General features: G+C 56.6%; 15 protein-coding genes. 8 read left to right on the top strand and 7 right to left on the bottom strand.

What is annotated here, in order from left to right:
- Nucleotides 1-127 precede the first annotated feature (127 nt).
- From FD428_RS14200 to FD428_RS14185, 3 genes are all read right to left on the bottom strand, one after another.
- Nucleotides 128-943, bottom strand: a complete 816-nt coding sequence (locus FD428_RS14200; RefSeq protein ID WP_110494504.1) for a Cof-type HAD-IIB family hydrolase — start codon at nt 941-943, stop codon at nt 128-130.
- 165 nt (nt 944-1,108) lie between these two features.
- Nucleotides 1,109-3,541, bottom strand: coding sequence for a glycyl radical protein (locus FD428_RS14190; protein WP_114848482.1), 2,433 nt, complete (start codon nt 3,539-3,541; stop codon nt 1,109-1,111).
- A 4-nt stretch (nt 3,542-3,545) separates the two neighbouring features.
- Nucleotides 3,546-4,445, bottom strand: a complete 900-nt coding sequence (locus tag FD428_RS14185) for a glycyl-radical enzyme activating protein (RefSeq protein WP_114848481.1) — start codon at nt 4,443-4,445, stop codon at nt 3,546-3,548.
- 135 nt (nt 4,446-4,580) lie between these two features.
- Here FD428_RS14185 and fsa point away from each other — a divergent pair, with 135 nt between their 5' ends.
- Nucleotides 4,581-5,243, top strand: a complete 663-nt coding sequence (fsa, locus tag FD428_RS14180; protein WP_024130504.1) for a fructose-6-phosphate aldolase — start codon at nt 4,581-4,583, stop codon at nt 5,241-5,243.
- A gap of 66 nt (nt 5,244-5,309) precedes the next feature.
- On the opposite strand, the gene moeB is transcribed toward fsa, so the two are convergent.
- Together moeB and moeA are read right to left on the bottom strand one after the other, a co-directional pair.
- Entirely contained in the window at nt 5,310-6,077 is a 768-nt protein-coding gene (gene moeB, locus FD428_RS14175) for a molybdopterin-synthase adenylyltransferase MoeB (protein ID WP_012133132.1), read from the bottom strand.
- Entirely contained in the window at nt 6,077-7,312 is a 1,236-nt protein-coding gene (gene moeA, locus FD428_RS14170) for a molybdopterin molybdotransferase MoeA (protein ID WP_012133131.1), read from the bottom strand. The genes moeB and moeA overlap by 1 nt, the downstream gene beginning before the upstream one ends.
- A gap of 205 nt (nt 7,313-7,517) precedes the next feature.
- Between moeA and iaaA the strand changes: the two genes are divergently transcribed.
- From iaaA to gsiD, 5 genes are all read left to right on the top strand, one after another.
- Nucleotides 7,518-8,459: a beta-aspartyl-peptidase gene (gene iaaA / locus FD428_RS14165; RefSeq protein ID WP_012133130.1), complete on the top strand. Its 942-nt coding sequence runs from the start codon at nt 7,518-7,520 to the stop codon at nt 8,457-8,459.
- 10 nt (nt 8,460-8,469) lie between these two features.
- Nucleotides 8,470-10,341, top strand: coding sequence for a glutathione ABC transporter ATP-binding protein GsiA (gsiA, locus tag FD428_RS14160; protein ID WP_024130503.1), 1,872 nt, complete (start codon nt 8,470-8,472; stop codon nt 10,339-10,341).
- A gap of 35 nt (nt 10,342-10,376) precedes the next feature.
- Complete coding sequence (gene gsiB / locus FD428_RS14155; protein ID WP_047457921.1) at nt 10,377-11,915, top strand: glutathione ABC transporter substrate-binding protein GsiB; 1,539 nt, start codon at nt 10,377-10,379, stop codon at nt 11,913-11,915.
- A gap of 105 nt (nt 11,916-12,020) precedes the next feature.
- The gene (gene gsiC / locus FD428_RS14150) at nt 12,021-12,941 is read left to right on the top strand and encodes a glutathione ABC transporter permease GsiC (protein WP_049010826.1); all 921 of its coding nucleotides are present in this window, start codon (nt 12,021-12,023) and stop codon (nt 12,939-12,941) included.
- Between the two features lie 2 nt (nt 12,942-12,943).
- Nucleotides 12,944-13,855: a glutathione ABC transporter permease GsiD gene (gsiD, locus tag FD428_RS14145; protein WP_114848480.1), complete on the top strand. Its 912-nt coding sequence runs from the start codon at nt 12,944-12,946 to the stop codon at nt 13,853-13,855.
- A gap of 110 nt (nt 13,856-13,965) precedes the next feature.
- Here gsiD and rimO read toward each other — a convergent pair whose 3' ends face one another.
- The gene (rimO, locus tag FD428_RS14140; protein WP_024130502.1) at nt 13,966-15,291 is read right to left on the bottom strand and encodes a 30S ribosomal protein S12 methylthiotransferase RimO; all 1,326 of its coding nucleotides are present in this window, start codon (nt 15,289-15,291) and stop codon (nt 13,966-13,968) included.
- 231 nt (nt 15,292-15,522) lie between these two features.
- Here rimO and bssR point away from each other — a divergent pair, with 231 nt between their 5' ends.
- On the top strand, nt 15,523-15,906 hold the full coding sequence (gene bssR, locus FD428_RS14135) for a biofilm formation regulator BssR (RefSeq protein ID WP_024130501.1): 384 nt from the start codon (nt 15,523-15,525) through the stop codon (nt 15,904-15,906).
- A 103-nt stretch (nt 15,907-16,009) separates the two neighbouring features.
- Entirely contained in the window at nt 16,010-17,125 is a 1,116-nt protein-coding gene (locus tag FD428_RS14130) for a PQQ-dependent sugar dehydrogenase (RefSeq protein ID WP_114848479.1), read from the top strand.
- Here FD428_RS14130 and FD428_RS14125 read toward each other — a convergent pair.
- On the bottom strand, nt 17,122-17,748 hold the full coding sequence (locus FD428_RS14125) for a glutathione S-transferase family protein (protein ID WP_049008548.1): 627 nt from the start codon (nt 17,746-17,748) through the stop codon (nt 17,122-17,124). The two genes, FD428_RS14130 and FD428_RS14125, sit on opposite strands and share 4 nt — an antisense overlap.
- Between the last annotated feature and the right edge of the window lie 187 nt (nt 17,749-17,935).

Genomic DNA, 17,935 nt, shown 5'->3' with positions numbered 1-17,935 from the left:
TCGAAACTTAAATTAATTACAAATGACAATATAAGTTATAAATAAGTTAATGCAAGTTTAAAAACTTGATGCGGTACGCAGAATGGAAAAGCAGGGGGAAACCGGAGCAGCGCTCCGGTATCTGGAATCAGACGTTAAAAGGCGGGGCGTTATCCAGTACGGCCTGAATCACGTTTAACGCCCCCTGATGGTTGTTATCATCGGTATGATAACGGCTGAGGGCTTTGATGTTGTCTGCGGCGTTCGCCATCGCGAAAGCGTACCGCGCCATTTTCAGCATTTCCGCATCGTTGTCGCTGTCGCCAATCGCCACCACATTTTGCGGCGAAAGATCCCAGCGTTTCAACAGACGGCTGATGCCGTTCGCTTTGTGTAATCCCGGTATGATTAAGTCGATGAAGCCGAAGCCGCTGGTCACGGGTTTCATAATGCCGTCCAGCGACGTATGCAGCGCATCGACCACGAAGGGGATCTGCTGGTCTGGCAGGTTCAGTGAAAACTTAAACAGAACATCGTCAATGTCCTGGTAATCCTTCACGGGTTGCAGACGGTGGTAGTGCTTCGACATCAGCGCCACAAAAGATTCCGGCGCATGTTCGCTGACATAAGCGCTTTTCAGGCCGCAGGCGACAAAATTAAGCTGCTTATCTTTTAACAGCTCGCCAATCACAATACGGGATTCATGCCGGGTCAGTTCGCCATGAAACAGCTGCTTGCCATGCTCATAAACCAGCGCGCCATTTTCCGCGACGAAGGAAATTTCGTCTTTCAGCTCGGGGAAAAAGGAAATGAGTTGGTAATACTGATTGCCGCTGGCGACGACAAATTCGATGCCGCGTTTTTTTAGTTCCTGATACTGCGCCATAAATCGTGCGTGATCGTACTTTTTGGCGTCGTCGAGAAAAGTTCCGTCCATATCAGTGACGATAACTTTAACGGTCATACATTGCTCCTGGGTCACTGCGTTTTGAAACATTCTAATAACAAGGTGACGGGGAGCACAAATTTAATTTCGAATGAAAGTCAGAAAGCCGGGTGGCGGCTTCGCCTTATCCGGCCTACGGGGGAATATGTAGGCCTGGTAATCGAAGCGCCACCGGGCATATTTTTACAACATATGTTCAGTACGGGCGATGATATCGTCCTGCGCATCCGGCGACAGTGCGGTAAAGAAGGCGGAATAACCGGCCACCCTGACCACCAGATCGCGATACTGATCCGGGTGCTTCTTCGCGTCCAGCAGCGTTTCGCGCGACACGATGTTGTACTGAATATGCCAGCCTTTATGCACTTCGAAGAAAGTGCGCAGCAGTATCATCAGCTTCTGCTTGTCGGATTCGTTCTCCAGCGTCGCCGGGTTCAGCTTCTGGTTGAGCAACACGCCGCCGAGAATTGAGCCGGTAGGCAGTTTGCCGACGGAGCCAATAACCGCCGTTGGACCGAGATGGTCAGTACCGGAAGCCGGGCTTGCCCCTTCCGCCAGCGGGGTATGCGCTTTACGGCCATCCGGCGTCGCCATCGTTGCCGCGCCAAACGGTACGTTTGCAGAGATGGACGAGGTTCCGGCGTAATAGTTGCCGCCCGTCGGGCCGCGACCGTAACGCGGGTTGTGATACTGCTTCAGCTCGTCGATATAGGTCTGATAAGTGCGGGCCAGCAGGGTATCGACGGTGTCATCGTCGTTACCGTATTTTGGCGCGCCGTTGATCAGCCGCTGGCGTAACTGTTCATGAGTGAGGCCTTCAAAGTCATCGGCCAGTGCGGCGGCAAGTTGCTGTTGGCCGATAGCCCCCTGTTCAAAGACCAGTTTTTTCACCGCCGCCAGGCTGTTGCCGAGGTTAGCGATACCGACCTGCAAACCGGAAACCCAGTCATATTTCGCGCCGCCTTGTTTGATGCTCTTCGCGCGTTCGATGCAATCATCCACCAGCGCCGAGCAGAGAATGTCATGGACGTTCTCTTCCAGCATGGTGTCGACCACGTACTCGATTTCGATCGATTTGCGCGTGTAGTAGCGAATCTGCGTATCCCAGGAGTCCATCACTTCATCGAAGCTGGTGAAGTTACCGGCGGAGAGCGCCTTTTCCTGCGGCAGGAAGACCTTACCGCTGGTGGCGTCGCGACCGCCTTCCAGCGCTGCCAGCATCACGCGGGCAAAGTTAATGAAGCTCATGCCGGTGCAGCGGTAGCCCCATTTGCCACCCACGGCGGTTTCGATACAGCCGATGGCCGCGTAGTCGTAAGCGTCTTGTGGGTCGATACCGAGTTTAATAAATTCCGGGATAACGATTTCGTCGTTATTGAACGCGGGCATCCCAAAGCCGCAGCGAATAACCTGCACGCAGGCATCGAGGAAGTCGTTGCTCATTCCGGCGTGATAGCGCACGCTGAGGTTCGGCTGGGTGGAACGCAGGCGGCCGCAGGACTCCAGAATAGCGTAAGAGAGCGGATTGACCGCATCCACCGGCTGACCGTTGACCAGACTCTGACCGCCAATGGTGACGTTCTGATACAGCGGGCTGCCCGCAGAGGCTTTGGAGTGAGAGCCGGAGCGGATCTTGTTCACTTCCAGCAGCTTCAGCCAGCAGCTGTGCAGCAGTTCAATCGCGTGTTCGCGATCCAGCGTCTGGTTTTGCTCCACATCACGACGGTAATACGGCCAGAGATACTGATCCATACGTCCAAACGAGACGGAGTGGCCGTTAGACTCGATTTGCAAAATTAACTGGATGAAATAGCACAGTTGCAGCGCCTGCCAGAACGTCTGCGGCGGCTGATGGGCGATGAGATCGCAGTTCTCCGCCATCGCCAGCAGTTCGTCACGGCGACTTTCACGGCTTTCTGTCGCCGCCATCTGACGCGCCAGGTCGGCAAAACGTTTGATGTGCAGGCTGACCGCCTCCAGCACGATATCAATCGCTTTCAGGAACTGCTCGCCGTGCAGGTCTTCCAGTACGGTCAGGTTAATGCGCGAACGGCGTTCCGCCACCTTGTCACGCAGACCATCAAGACCTTTTTCCAGCAGCAACGGGAAGTTTACCGCCAGATGCGCGTCGCCGGAGGTCATGTTGCCCTCGGCTTTAATGATGCCGGTTTCCAGCAGACCTTTTTGCTCATCGGTAAACATGCCGTAGCAGCGGTCCTGTACCGTCTGACCACGCCACCACGGGCACACGGCGTGTAAAACGCGTTTGTTCTCTTCGCTGACCGCAAAACCGGCACCAGGGCGATCGGCCAGATCGTCGATCTCTTTTTCAATCCACGAGACGGTGTATTCCGGGAAGATCGGCGCGGCGCGCACTTCGCTTGCCTGGTTGCCGATAATCAGTTCGTCATGTTTGATCCAGATAGTGCGTTCCGCCAGATGGTGCGCCAGCGCCAGCGCGCGACGAACCGGAATCGGCTTATCCAGATGTTGCTGATACATCTCGGTGTAGTGCTGCGCGCGCTCCGTACATACGGGCGGCTTCACAATGTGCACCAGCGCGGTTTTATGCGCTTTGATGCGGTCGCTGAGCGTATCCAGTTTCAGTGTGGTCATGGGATTATCCTCGTAAAGTCGCGGTTAAACCTTTGCTGCTGGCGTACTGCTGCGCAAAATCAAGCAACGCGGGCGCATCAAGTGGTTTGTCCGGGGCATAGTAGGGCTGACTGAGTAAGTGGTATTTATTGATGCCCAGCGTGTGATAGGGCAGAAAATGGATCTCACCGACGTGCAGTTCGTCGGCGGCAAAATCGGTAATGGCTTTGATCGCCTCTTCATCGGCGTTAAAACCCTGAATGAGCGGCACGCGGATGATCATTCTTTTACCGGCGGCAGCGAGCTTTTTCAGGTTTTCCAGTACGCGAGAAGCGCTGCCATCGGTCCACTGCTTAAACGGCGCCTCGGCAACGTGTTTTAAATCGGCGAGGAACAGATCGACATTCGGCAGGGACGGTTCGATATATTTCCACGGTACGTGCAGACAGGTTTCGACCGCGGTATGGATACCCGCATCATGGCTGGCTTTGAACAACGCGGCGGCCAGTTCCGGCTGCATAAAGGGCTCGCCGCCGGAGAGCGTTATACCGCCGCCGCTGCGATCGTAAAACGGCTTGTCGCGCAGTACGGTGTCCATGATCTCTTCCACGCGCTTTGTTTCGCCGCAGACGGTTAACGCCTGAGTAGGGCAGCAGTGGGTGAGGGCATCCATATGCGCATCGGTCAGTTTTTCGCGATGAATAAGCAGGCCGTTCAGCGCGCGTTCGATCACCTCTGGCGCGGCTTGTGCGCACAGCGTGCACCCGTCAAGGCACAGGCGCGCATCGTATAAGAGATCTCTGGCGCGTGCGCGGCTTTCCGGGTTCTGGCACCAGCGGCAGCCCAGCGAGCAGCCTTTCAGGAAGACAACGGTGCGAATGCCGGGGCCATCATGGGTAGAATAGCGCTGAATATTGAAAATCATAAACGGCCTCTCTTTCTTTCGTATAAAGATTAAATAACTTTCGAATGAAAGTTATGTTGATGCAGGTCAACTCTCAGAGAGGTTTTGTCGTGATAGTCTTAAACTATGCAAAATCTCACAGTTTGAGGAATGGTTATGGAACTCTATCTGGATACGTCTGACGTTGAGGCCGTGAAATCGCTGGCGCGTATATTCCCGCTGGCAGGGGTGACGACGAATCCCAGTATCGTGGCGGCAGGTAAAAAACCGTTGGAGGTGTTACTCCCGGAATTGCACGACGCGATGGGCGGGCAGGGGCGTTTATTCGCTCAGGTGATGGCGAGCACGGCGCAAGGAATGGTCAGCGATGCGCGTAAGCTGCGGGCGATTATTCCTGATATCGTGGTAAAAGTGCCGGTTACAGCCGAAGGACTGGCAGCGATTAAATTGTTGAAAGCGGAAGGTATTCCGACGCTGGGGACGGCGGTTTACGGCGCGGCGCAGGGACTGTTATCCGCGCTGGCGGGCGCCGACTACGTGGCGCCTTACGTTAACCGCGTGGACGCACAGGGCGGGAACGGTATTCAGACGGTTAATGATTTGCAGCAGCTACTGAAAATGCACGCCCCGCACGCCAAAGTGCTGGCGGCCAGTTTTAAAACGCCGCGTCAGGCGCTGGACTGCCTGTTGGCCGGGTGTGAATCCATCACCCTGCCGCTGGATGTCGCGCAGCAGCTTATCAGTTACCCGGCTGTCGATGCCGCAGTAGCGAAGTTTGAGCACGACTGGCAGGGCGCGTTCGGACGAACGTCGCTTTGAGCGACGCGTAGGCGCCATCTGGCAACATGCCCGGGGCGCTGCGCTTGCCGGGCCTACAAACCATCGTCAGCCGCCATCCGGCACCTGTGCTCCGCATACCTCGCAACCCGGATTGCGCATTAATTTCATTTCGCGGAACTGACAGGTCATCGCGTCGTACATCACAATCTTGCCGGATGCGGGTTGACCGTAATGCGCCAGCAATTTGATGGCTTCCATCGCCTGCAATGAACCGATCACCCCTATCAGCGGCGCCATAACGCCCGCTTCCACGCAGGTGAGGGCGTTCTCGCCAAACAGACGGCTCAGACAGCGGTAGCAGGGTTCGCCTTCCTGCCAGGTAAAGACGGTGATCTGTCCTTCCATACGGATGGCGGCGCCGGAAACCAGCGGCACTTTGGCGGCGAAACATCCGGCATTAAGCTGATTACGGATGGCAACATTGTCAGTACAGTCCAGCACCAGATCGTGCCCGGCGATAAGCGCATTCAGCGCCGGTTCGTCCAGCAGGGCGTTGATCGGTGTAAGGGTGATATAAGGGTTGATGCGCGCCAGCGCCTCGCGCGCCGAATCCACCTTCGGCTGCCCGACGGTGGCATCGCTGTGCAGCGTCTGGCGTTGCAGGTTCGACACTGAAACGGTGTCAAAATCGAGCAGCGTGAGCTGCCCAACGCCCGCGCCCGCGAGGTACTGCGTTGCCGCACACCCGAGCCCACCCAGGCCAACGACCAGCACCCGCGCATCCTTTAGCGCTTCCTGTCCTTCAAAATCGAACCCTCGCAGAATGATTTGCCGGTTGTAGCGCATCATCTCCTGGTCGCTGAGTTCCGCCATTACAGGCCTCCAAACAGCGCGTTAAACGGCTCGACTTCCACCCATTCGCCCGCGTCAACGTTGCCGCGATCGCGTTCCAGCACAATAAAACAGTTACCCATGCTAAAGGAGCTGAAAATATGCGAACCCTGGTGTCCCGTGGTGGTGACTTCCAGTTCGCCGTCAGCCGTGCGTTGCAGAATGCCGCGCTGAAAATCAAGACGGCCCGGCGTTTTCTTCAGCCGTGAAGCGGTACGCACGCGCTGACGCGCTGGCAGACCGCTGGCGATATTGCCGCTAAGTTTCGCCAGCAACGGCTGCACGAGCTGATAGAACGTCAGCGCCGCAGAGACCGGGTTGCCCGGCAGACCGCAGAACCAGCTGTTGCTCAGTTTACCGAAGGCGAACGGTTTGCCAGGTTTAATCGCCAGTTTCCAGAACGCGATTTCCCCCAGCTCTTCAAGGATCGTTTTGGTGTAATCCGCCTCGCCCACTGAAACGCCGCCAGAGCTGATAACCACATCGGCCTGGCTGTCGGCTTCGATAAAGGCGGCGCGTAGCTGCTGCGGGTTATCGCGAATGATCCCGAGATTGATCACCTCGCAGCCTAACTGTTCAAGCATCAAGTGTACGGTTAAGCGGTTGGTGTCATAAATTTGCCCGTCGCCCAGCGGCTGACCCGGCAATTGCAGCTCATCGCCGGTGGAGAACAGCGCCACGCGCACTTTGCGCACGACCTGCGCTTCGGCGATGCCCAGCGAAGCCAGTACCGGCAGTTCTGCGGTGGTCAGGCGAGTCCCCGCCGGGAAAACCACGGCGTCATGGGTGATGTCTTCCCCACGGCGGCGGATGTTTTGTCCGTTACGAACGTCAGCGGTAAAGCGGATGCCTTCGTCGGTTTGCTCCGTCTGTTCCTGCATGACCACCGCCTCACACCCCGCAGGCACCGGCGCGCCGGTCATAATGCGGATACAGGCGCCAGCAGGCCATTCCCCCTGGAACGGTTGCCCGGCAAAGGCTTTCCCCGCCACCGGCAGCGGTTGACCAGCGGTCAGATCCGCCAAACGCACCGCGTAACCGTCCATTGCAGCGTTATCGAATCCCGGAACGTCCAGCGGGGAGACCACATCGTTTGCCAGGATGCGGCCAAAACAGTGAACCAGCGGCAGGGTTTCGAATGCCGTGAGTGGCGTAATGCGCGACAACATCTGGGTGAGCGCCGTTTCAAGCGGCATCAGTCCGGCGGTAAATTCCATGAAAACACTCCTGCGAGGCAAAATCGAATCCGTCTATTATGTCAGAAAATGCGGGCAGGCTGTATGCCACCTCAGACTTAGGGGCTGGCCCTTTACCTTTACATGCCGCCTGCATCTTTCTATATTCAAAAATCGAATCAATAACTCACAACAATTCTGATATTTATAGGGAAAGTTGTGTGCCACCGCTAACGGACGACAAATAATGGGCAAAGCAGTCATTGCTATTCACGGCGGCGCAGGCGCAATTACGCGCGCACAGATGAGCCAGGAGCAGGAACAGCGCTATATTCAGGCGCTGTCGGACATCGTCGAAACAGGACAGAAAATGCTGGAGGCGGGCGAAAGCGCGCTGGATGTGGTGACGGAAGCGGTGCGTTTGCTGGAAGAGTGCCCATTATTTAATGCCGGGATCGGCGCGGTTTACACGCGCGACGCCACCCACGAACTGGATGCCTGCGTCATGGACGGCAATACGCTTAACGCAGGCGCTGTCGCTGGCGTTCGCCATTTACGCAACCCGGTGCTGGCCGCCAGGCTGGTGATGGAGCAAAGCCCGCATGTGCTGATGGTGGGGGACGGGGCGGAAGCGTTTGCGGCTTCCCGGGGGATGGAGCGCGTTTCTGCCGATCTTTTCTCCACGCCTGAGCGCTATGCGCAACTGCTGGCGGCGCGTGACGCCGGAGAAACGGTGCTCGACCATAGCGGCGCGCCGTTGGATGAAACCACCAAAATGGGCACCGTGGGCGCGGTGGCGCGGGATCGGTTTGGTAATCTGGCGGCGGCCACGTCGACGGGCGGCATGACGAATAAACTGCCTGGTCGCGTAGGCGACAGCCCGCTGGTCGGGGCTGGGTGTTACGCCAACAACGCCAGCGCGGCGGTTTCCTGTACCGGAACGGGCGAGGTGTTTATCCGCGCATTGGCGGCCTACGATATTGCCGCGCTGATGGACTACGGCGGACTCAGCCTGGCGGAAGCCTGCGAGCGTGTGGTCATGGAGAAATTGCCTGCGCTGGGCGGCAGCGGTGGGCTGATTGCCGTCGATCACGAAGGCAACGTCGCCCTACCTTTTAACAGCGAAGGCATGTATCGCGCCTGGGGATATGCCGGAGATACGCCAACGACGGGGATCTACCGGGAGTGAGGAGCAACAGGTGCCACACAGTCACGAATTAGACGCCAGCGACGTACTGGCGGTCAAAAATTTGAACATTGCGTTCGAGCAGGAGCAGCAACGCGTCAGCGCGGTGCGCAATGTGTCGTTTCGGCTTCAGCGAGGCGAAACGCTGGCGATTGTCGGCGAATCGGGATCGGGGAAATCCGTTACGGCGTTATCGTTGATGCGCCTGATCGAGCAGGCGGGCGGCGACGTTCACTGCGATCAGATGCTGCTTCGGCGGCGTAATCGCCAGGTCATTGAACTGGGAGAACAAAGCGATGCGCAGATGCAGCGCGTGCGCGGCGCGGATATCGCCATGATCTTTCAGGAGCCGATGACCTCGCTTAACCCGGTATTTACCGTGGGCGAGCAGATTGCCGAGTCCATTCGCCTGCATCAGGGGGCGAGCCGCGAAGAGGCAATGGCGGAAGCGAAACGGATGCTTGACCAGGTGCGTATTCCTGAGTCGCAGGCCATCTTATCGCGTTACCCGCATCAGCTTTCCGGCGGGATGCGCCAGCGGGTGATGATCGCGATGGCGTTGTCGTGCCGCCCGGCGGTGCTGATTGCCGATGAACCGACCACCGCGCTGGACGTCACGATTCAGGCGCAGATCCTGCAACTGATCAAAGTGCTGCAACAGGATATGTCGATGGGGGTGATTTTTATCACCCATGACATGGGCGTGGTGGCCGATATTGCCGATCGCGTCCTGGTGATGTATCAGGGCGAAGCGGTGGAAACCGGCAGCGTTGAGCAAATTTTCCACGCGCCGCAGCACCCTTATACCAAAGCGCTGCTGGCCGCCGTGCCGCAATTAGGCGAGATGAGCGGACACGATCTGCCGCGCCGCTTTCCGCTGATTTCACTGAACGATCCCGATCGTGTGGAACCGCAAACTGAGCAGGACACGGTGGTGGCAGGCGATCCGATCCTGCAAGTGCGCAACCTGGTGACGCGTTTCCCGCTGCGCAGCGGCATTCTTAACCGCGTGACCCGTGAAGTGCATGCGGTGGAAAACGTCAGCTTTGATCTCTGGCCTGGCGAAACGCTCTCGCTGGTGGGGGAATCCGGCTGCGGTAAATCGACCACCGGGCGGGCGCTGCTGCGGCTGGTGGAGTCGCAGGCTGGCGAAATTACCTTCAACGGGCGGCGGATCGACACGCTTCCTGCCGGTAAGTTACAGCCGCTACGGCGAGATATTCAGTTTATTTTTCAGGACCCTTACGCTTCGCTCGACCCGCGCCAGACGGTGGGTTACTCCATAATGGAACCATTGCGGGTGCATGGTTTGCTGGAAGGCGAGGCGGCCGCGTCGCGGGTGGCGTGGTTGCTTGAGCGTGTAGGATTGCGCCCGGAACATGCGTGGCGCTATCCGCATGAGTTTTCTGGCGGCCAGCGTCAGCGTATCTGCATCGCCCGCGCGCTGGCGCTGAATCCAAAAGTGATTATCGCCGATGAGTCAGTTTCCGCGCTGGATGTCTCGATTCGCGGGCAGATCATTAATCTGTTGCTCGATTTGCAGCGGGAAATGGGCATCGCGTATCTGTTTATTTCACACGATATGGCGGTAGTGGAGCGCATCAGCCATCGCGTGGCGGTGATGTATCTGGGGCAGATTGTGGAAATCGGCCCCCGCCGGGCGGTGTTTGAAAATCCGCAGCATCCCTATACCCGTAAATTAATGGCGGCAGTACCGGTGGCCGATCCTTCCCGGCACAGGCCGCAGCGTGTGCTGCTGTCGGACGATATCCCCAGCAACATCCGTAAACGTGGGGAGGAGATCGCGCCCGCTCCATTGCAGTTAGTCGGGCCAGGGCATTATGTCGCGCGCCCGCAGGCAGAAAATGCGTTATCGCGTTTATAACATCTCATAAAACAGGCAGGGTTCAGGAGAATAATATGACAACATTTGTAACCCGTAATTGGCTGGTTGCGCTGGGCGTCGCTTCTGCACTGGCGGCATCTCCGGCGTTTGCTGCTAAAGATGTGGTGGTAGCGGTAGGCTCTAATTTCACCACGCTCGATCCGTACGATGCGAACGACACTTTATCGCAGGCGGTGGCGAAGTCGTTTTATCAGGGGCTGTTTGGTCTTGATAAAGACATGAAGCTAAAAAATGTGCTGGCTGAAAGCTACACCGTTTCCGACGATGGCCTGATCTACACCCTGAAGCTGCGCCAGGGGGTAAAATTCCAGGACGGCACCGACTTTAACGCGGCGGCGGTGAAGGCCAACCTCGATCGCGCGAGCGATCCAGAAAACCATCTCAAACGCTACAACCTGTATAAAAACATCGATAAAACCGAAGCGGTCGATCCGACGACGGTAAAAATTACGCTGAAACAACCGTTCTCGGCGTTTATCAATATTCTGGCGCACCCGGCGACGGCGATGATCTCTCCGGCCGCGCTGGAAAAATACGGTAAGGACATTGGCTTCCATCCGGTCGGCACCGGGCCGTATCAGCTGGATACCTGGAACCAGACTGATTTCGTGAAAGTGAAGAAATTTGCGGATTACTGGCAGAAAGGTTTACCTAAACTGGATACGATCACCTGGCGTCCGGTAACGGACAACAACACCCGCGCGGCAATGCTGCAAACCGGGGAAGCGCAATTTGCGTTCCCGATCCCATACGAGCAGGCGACAATTCTGGAGAAAAACAAAAATCTACAGTTGGTTGCCAGCCCGTCGATCATGCAGCGTTACATCAGCATGAACGTGACGCAAAAACCGTTCGATAATCCGAAGGTGCGGGAAGCGCTGAACTACGCCATCAACCGTCAGGCGCTGGTCAAAGTGGCCTTTGCCGGTTATGCGACGCCTGCCACGGGCGTGGTGCCGCCAGCCATTGCGTATGCGCAGAGCTACGCGCCGTGGCCTTACGATCCGGCGAAAGCGCGCGAACTGCTGAAAGAGGCGGGCTATCCGAATGGGTTTAGCACCACGCTGTGGTCGTCTCATAACCACAGCACCGCGCAGAAAGTGCTGCAATTTACGCAACAGCAGCTGGCGCAGGTCGGTATTAAGGCGCAGGTAACGGCGATGGACGCCGGGCAGCGTGCGGCAGAAGTGGAAGGCAAGGGGCAGAAAGAGAGCGGTGTGAGGATGTTCTACACCGGCTGGTCGGCTTCCACGGGGGAGGCGGACTGGGCGTTGTCACCGCTGTTTGCCTCGCAAAACTGGCCGCCAACGCTGTTCAATACTGCGTTCTACAGCAACAAGCAGGTTGATGACGACTTAGCGGCAGCGCTGAAAACCAACGATCCGCAGGAGAAAGCGCGCCTGTATAAAGAGGCGCAGGACACCCTCTGGAAAGAGTCCCCCTGGATTCCGCTGGTGGTGGAGAAACTGGTCTCAGCCCACAGTAAAAATTTGACGGGTTTCTGGATCATGCCGGACACTGGCTTCAGTTTTGATGACGCGGATTTGCAGTAAGCAACGCGCGCCCGATGGTTTTATCCGGCTTGCAGACGCAGTTCGTTGCAGGTCGGATAAGGGATTTACATCGCCATCCGGCAAAAGGTTTGTAAAGGGAGCCTGATGCTTAATTATGTGCTTAAGCGCCTGCTGGGGTTGATTCCGACTCTGTTTATTGTGGCGGTGCTGGTGTTTTTATTTGTTCATCTGTTGCCTGGCGATCCGGCGCGGCTGATTGCCGGGCCGGAGGCTGACGCGCAGGTGATTGAACTGGTGCGACAGCAGCTTGGTCTCGATCGGCCGTTGCATGTCCAGTTCTGGCATTACATGACTAACGTGTTGCAGGGTGATTTCGGCACGTCGATGGTGTCTCGGCGTCCGGTATCGGCAGAGATTGCCAGCCGCTTTATGCCGACGCTGTGGTTGACCATCACCAGTATGGTATGGGCGGTACTGTTCGGGATGACCGCCGGAATTATCGCCGCCGTCTGGCGTAATCGCTGGCCGGACAGACTCAGCATGACGCTGGCGGTAACCGGGATTTCGTTCCCGGCGTTCGCACTGGGGATGCTGCTGATGCAGATATTCTCCGTTGAGCTGGGGTGGTTGCCGACCGTGGGCGCAGATAGCTGGCAGCACTATATTCTTCCCTCCATCACGCTTGGCGCCGCCGTTGCGGCCGTGATGGCGCGCTTTACCCGAGCGTCGTTTGTGGATGTCCTCAGTGAAGACTATATGCGCACCGCGCGCGCGAAAGGGGTCAGCGAAACCTGGGTGGTGCTGAAACACGGTCTGCGTAACGCCATGATCCCGGTTGTGACCATGATGGGGTTGCAGTTTGGCTTTCTGCTCGGCGGTTCGATTGTCGTCGAGAAGGTCTTCAACTGGCCCGGACTGGGGCGGTTGCTGGTTGATTCAGTGGAAATGCGCGACTACCCGGTGATTCAGGCTGAAGTGCTGCTGTTTTCTCTGGAGTTTATTCTTATCAATTTAGTGGTGGATGTGCTTTATGCCGCCATTAACCCGGCTATCAGGTACAAGTAAGGATGCGATTATTTAACTGGCGCCGTCAGGCGGTTTTAGATGCCATGCCGCTGGTCAAACCCGACCGGGTGCGTACGCCGTGGCATGAATTCTGGCGGCGTTTTCGCCGTCAGCATGTGGCGATGATCGCAGGGATATTTGTGCTGTTGCTGATCCTGGTGGCGATATTCGCCCGCTGGCTAACGCCTTTCGATGCGGAAAATTACTTTGATTACGATCGCCTGAATGACGGTCCTTCGGCGGCTCACTGGTTTGGCGTGGACTCGCTGGGGCGGGATATTTTCAGCCGCGTCCTGGTCGGGGCGCAAATTTCGCTGGCGGCAGGCGTTTTCGCCGTCTTTATCGGCGCGGCGCTTGGCACGGTGCTTGGGCTGGTCGCGGGCTATTACGAAGGCTGGTGGGACCGGCTGATTATGCGTATTTGCGATGTGCTGTTCGCGTTTCCGGGCATTCTGTTAGCGATTGCGGTCGTGGCGGTGCTCGGTAGCGGTATTGCGAATGTGATTATCGCCGTTGCCATTTTTTCTATCCCCGCGTTTGCCCGTCTGGTGCGCGGAAACACATTAGTGCTGAAACAGCAGACGTTTATTGAGTCGGCGCACAGTATTGGCGCCAGCGACGCGACGATTTTGTTCAACCATATTTTGCCCGGCACGGTCTCGTCGATCGTGGTCTTTTTCACTATGCGCATCGGGACGTCGATTATTTCTGCGGCAAGCCTGTCGTTTCTGGGGTTAGGCGCGCAGCCGCCAACGCCGGAGTGGGGGGCGATGCTCAATGAAGCGCGGGCGGATATGGTCATCGCGCCGCATGTGGCGATTTTTCCGGCGGTGGCGATTTTCCTGACGGTGCTGGCGTTTAACCTGCTGGGCGACGGGCTGCGCGACGCGCTGGACCCGAAGATTAAGGGGTGAATGTCGAACCGTAGGCCGGATAAGACGCTTCAGCGTCGCCATCAGGCATTGCGCCGGATGGCGGCATAAATGCCTTATCCGCCTACGGGTTTTACGATAATTTGGGCGAATTAAACGCGGCTGCCCCACAGGTCATATTCGTCGGCGTTATCAACTTTCACGCGGATAACGTCGCCGGGTTTAACGTTGGTTTCACCGTTGAGGTAGACCGCGCCGTCGATTTCCGGTGCGTCAGCCATGCTGCGGCCAATCGCGCCTTCTTTGTCAACCTCGTCGATAATGACCAGGATTTCGCGCCCCACTTTCTCTTGCAGACGTTCTGCGGAGATCTGCTGTTGCAGCTGCATAAAGCGGTTCCAGCGCTCTTCTTTCACCTCTTCCGGCACCTGATCCGGCAGCGCGTTCGCGCCAGCGCCTTCGACCGGGCTGTACTTGAAGCAGCCGACGCGATCCAGGCGCGCCTCTTTGAGGAAGTCGAGCAGCATCTGGAAATCGTCTTCCGTCTCGCCAGGGAAACCAACGATAAAGGTCGAACGCAGGGTCAGTTCCGGGCAAATCTCACGCCACTGTTTGATGCGCGCCAGTTGGCGATCGACAGCGCCCGGACGCTTCATCAGTTTGAGAATGCGCGGGCTGGCATGTTGCAGGGGGATATCCAGATACGGCAGGATTTTGCCCTCCGCCATCAGCGGGATCACGTCATCAACGTGCGGATAAGGGTAGACGTAGTGCAGGCGCGTCCAGATGCCCAGTTTTGACAACTGCTCGCAAAGGTCGACCATGCTCGTTTTTACCGGCTCGCCGTTGTGGAAACCGGTGCGGTGCTTCACATCCACGCCGTAAGCGGAGGTATCCTGGGAGATGACGAGGATCTCTTTCACGCCCGCATCGACCAGACGTTTGGCCTCGCTTAACACTTCGCCAATCGGACGGCTGACCAGATCGCCGCGCATGGACGGAATAATGCAGAAGGTGCAGCGATGGTTGCAGCCTTCAGAAATCTTCAGGTAGGCGTAGTGACGCGGGGTCAGCTTAACGCCCTGTTCCGGCACCAGGCTCAGGAACGGGTTGTGCTTTGGTTTTGGTACGTAATGGTGAACGTGTTCCAGAACCTGCTCATAGCTATGCGGCCCGGTGATTTCCAGCACTTTAGGGTGCACTTCACGGATCTGATCGACTTTCGCGCCCAGGCAGCCGGTGACAATCACCTTACCATTTTCAGTCAGCGCTTCACCAATCGCTTCCAGAGACTCCTGTACGGCGCTGTCGATAAAGCCACAGGTATTGACGATCACCATGTCGGCGTCGTCGTAGCTCGGTACGACGTCATAGCCTTCGGTACGCAGTTCAGTCAGGATTCGCTCCGAATCAACCAGGTTTTTCGGGCAGCCCAGGGAAACGAAGCCGATTTTCGGCTGGCGGGTTACATTGCTCATAGCTTAAAAATTGTTCAGTTATTGGAATGGTCAGGGCAGGGATTCTACAGAGATCCGGGCAAAAAATGTATCGCTATCTCATCGCCTGTGCGGGTAAGCGCGCCACGGGGTTTATAGCAAATATGTAAAGTATGTTAATACCGAGTGAATTATTGATCTCAGGCAGCACTTTGTTCAAAAAATGACCATACTATTAAGTTGCAGTATGGTTGGAAAGAGGAGGAACAAGGTATGGTCGTTGACAGACTAAGAACCGAGCTACTTAACAAGCTGATAAACGCCCGAATCGATCTCGCCGCTTATTTGCAGTTAAGAAAGGCGAAAGGCTATATGTCAGTCAGCGAAAGTGATCATCTGCGTGACAACTTTTTTGAACTGAATCGTGGACTTCACGATAAATCACTGCTGCAAGGTCTGCATCTGGATCAGGAAGAATGGAATGCTTTACATCGTGCTGAAGGCGCACTGGCAGCCGCCGCAGTATGTCTCATGAGCGGACACCATGACTGTCCGACGTTTATCGCCGTCAACGCAGAGAAACTTGAAAACTGTCTGACAACATTGACGCTGAGTATCCAGAGCCTGAAAGCGCAATCACCGCTTGAACAGGTCTAAGTCAGGGGGAGGCGACTCCCCCTTTTCGTTAAGTTTTTGTAAAAATCAATCCGCGCTGTCCCTTGCTGACTACGCTTTAACGCAGGGTCATACAGGAGGCGGTATGCGTCGGACACTTTTCTCTGTTGCCTTATTGGCACTGTTTTCTCCCTTCGTGAATGCGGAAACCCCGGCGGTGAAGGTGGAGGTTTTGCAGACCAAACTTGATCACCCCTGGGCGCTGGCTTTTCTGCCGGATAACCGCGGTATGTTGATAACTCTCAGAGGCGGCCAGCTTCGTCACTGGCAGGCGGGTAAAGGGCTTTCCGATCCGATAACGGGCGTGCCGAAGGTCTGGGCGAACGGGCAGGGGGGATTACTGGACGTGGCGCTCGCGCCTGATTTTGAGCAGTCTCGCCGCGTCTGGCTCAGTTTTTCTGAGGCCGATCGCGAGGGGGAAGCCGGAACGGCGGTAGGCTTCGGGCGACTCAGCGATGACCTGAAGCATCTGGAGGAATTCCAGACCGTTTTTCGTCAGATGCCGAAACTCTCAACCGGTAATCATTTCGGCGGACGACTGGTTTTTGACGGCAAAGGCCATCTGTTTATCGGGCTTGGTGAAAATAATCAGCGCCCTACCGCACAGGATCTGGACAAGTTGCAGGGCAAAGTGGTGCGCCTGACCGACCAGGGGAGCGTGCCGCCGGATAATCCCTTTGTGAATCAGACCGGCGCGCGCCCTGAGATCTGGTCGTACGGCATACGTAACCCGCAGGGTATGGCGATAAACCCGTGGAGCGATGCGCTGTGGTTGAATGAGCATGGCCCGCGCGGCGGCGATGAAATCAATATCCCCGAAAAAGGTAAAAATTATGGCTGGCCGCTGGCAACCTGGGGCATCAACTACAGCGGCTTTAAAATCCCGGAAGCGAGAGGTGAAATTGTCGAGGGAACGGAGCAGCCGATCTTCTACTGGAAAAAATCGCCAGCGGTCAGCGGCATGGCGTTTTATAACAGCGACACGTTCCCTCAATGGAAGCAGAAACTGTTTATCGGCGCGCTGAAAGAGCAGGATGTGATTGTCCTGAGCGTTAACGGCGATAAGGTGACGGAGGACGGACGGATTCTGGGCGACAGAGGGAAACGTATTCGCGATGTGCGCGCAGGACCCGACGGTTATTTATATGTCTTAACCGACGAGTCCGATGGAGAACTGCTGAAAGTTAGCCCACGCGCTTAGCTGACCGGGATCATCACCGTTTTACGAAACGCCGGGCGTTCGGTAAGTTGCTGATACCAGCGCTCAAGGTGAGGGCGCGGCGTCCAGCTCAGGCCAACGTTAAACAGGTTGTAGACGAAGGGGGCGATCGCGATATCCGCCGTGCCGAACTCCGCGCCGGAGAACCAGGTCTGGCTGGCCAGCGCCTCATCAAGAATGCCAAACAGGCCGTCGCAGACGTTGGCGCCGGCGTCAATCGCCGCCTGGTCGCGCTGCTCCGGCGGGGTGCGGACTAAACCCATCAGGATCACGCGATGCGCCGGGCTTAACGTCTGGTTTGCCCAGTCCATCCACTTTTCCCCTTCTGCCCGTCTCGCCGGAGAGTCTACCCACAGACGCTTTTGCCCATACTGCGCCGCCAGATAGCGGACGATGGTATTGGACTCCCAGAGCAAAACGTCCGTTTCATCATCGCGCAGCAGCGGCACCAGGCCATTCGGGTTCATCGCCAGATAGTCAGCGTCATGATTCAGCCCGAACTGCCCGCCTGCCAGAATTTGCGTATAAGGCAGCTCCAGTTCGTCGAGCGTCCATCGCACTTTTTTGACGTTGGTTGAGTTATTCCGTCCCCACAGCGTAATCATAGTTACCCCTCAAATTGTTCTGCAATCGGTATCCAACTCGTCCCATGGTGGGATAAAGCTAACATTTACGCAACAGCTTGCAAAAAAATCCTCACGGAGGCAGCGCAGCGTGGCGTTATTGCATAAACTTTAAAAACTTTACCAACTTACGGTTTCTTTAAGTTCGTTAGTGCGTTATTACTCACCG

Origin of the sequence: Citrobacter sp. TBCP-5362, assembly GCF_005406305.1 — a bacterium.
GTDB classification, from domain to species: domain Bacteria; phylum Pseudomonadota; class Gammaproteobacteria; order Enterobacterales; family Enterobacteriaceae; genus Citrobacter_B; species Citrobacter_B koseri.
This window is presented reverse-complemented; position numbering and strand designations above follow the sequence as displayed.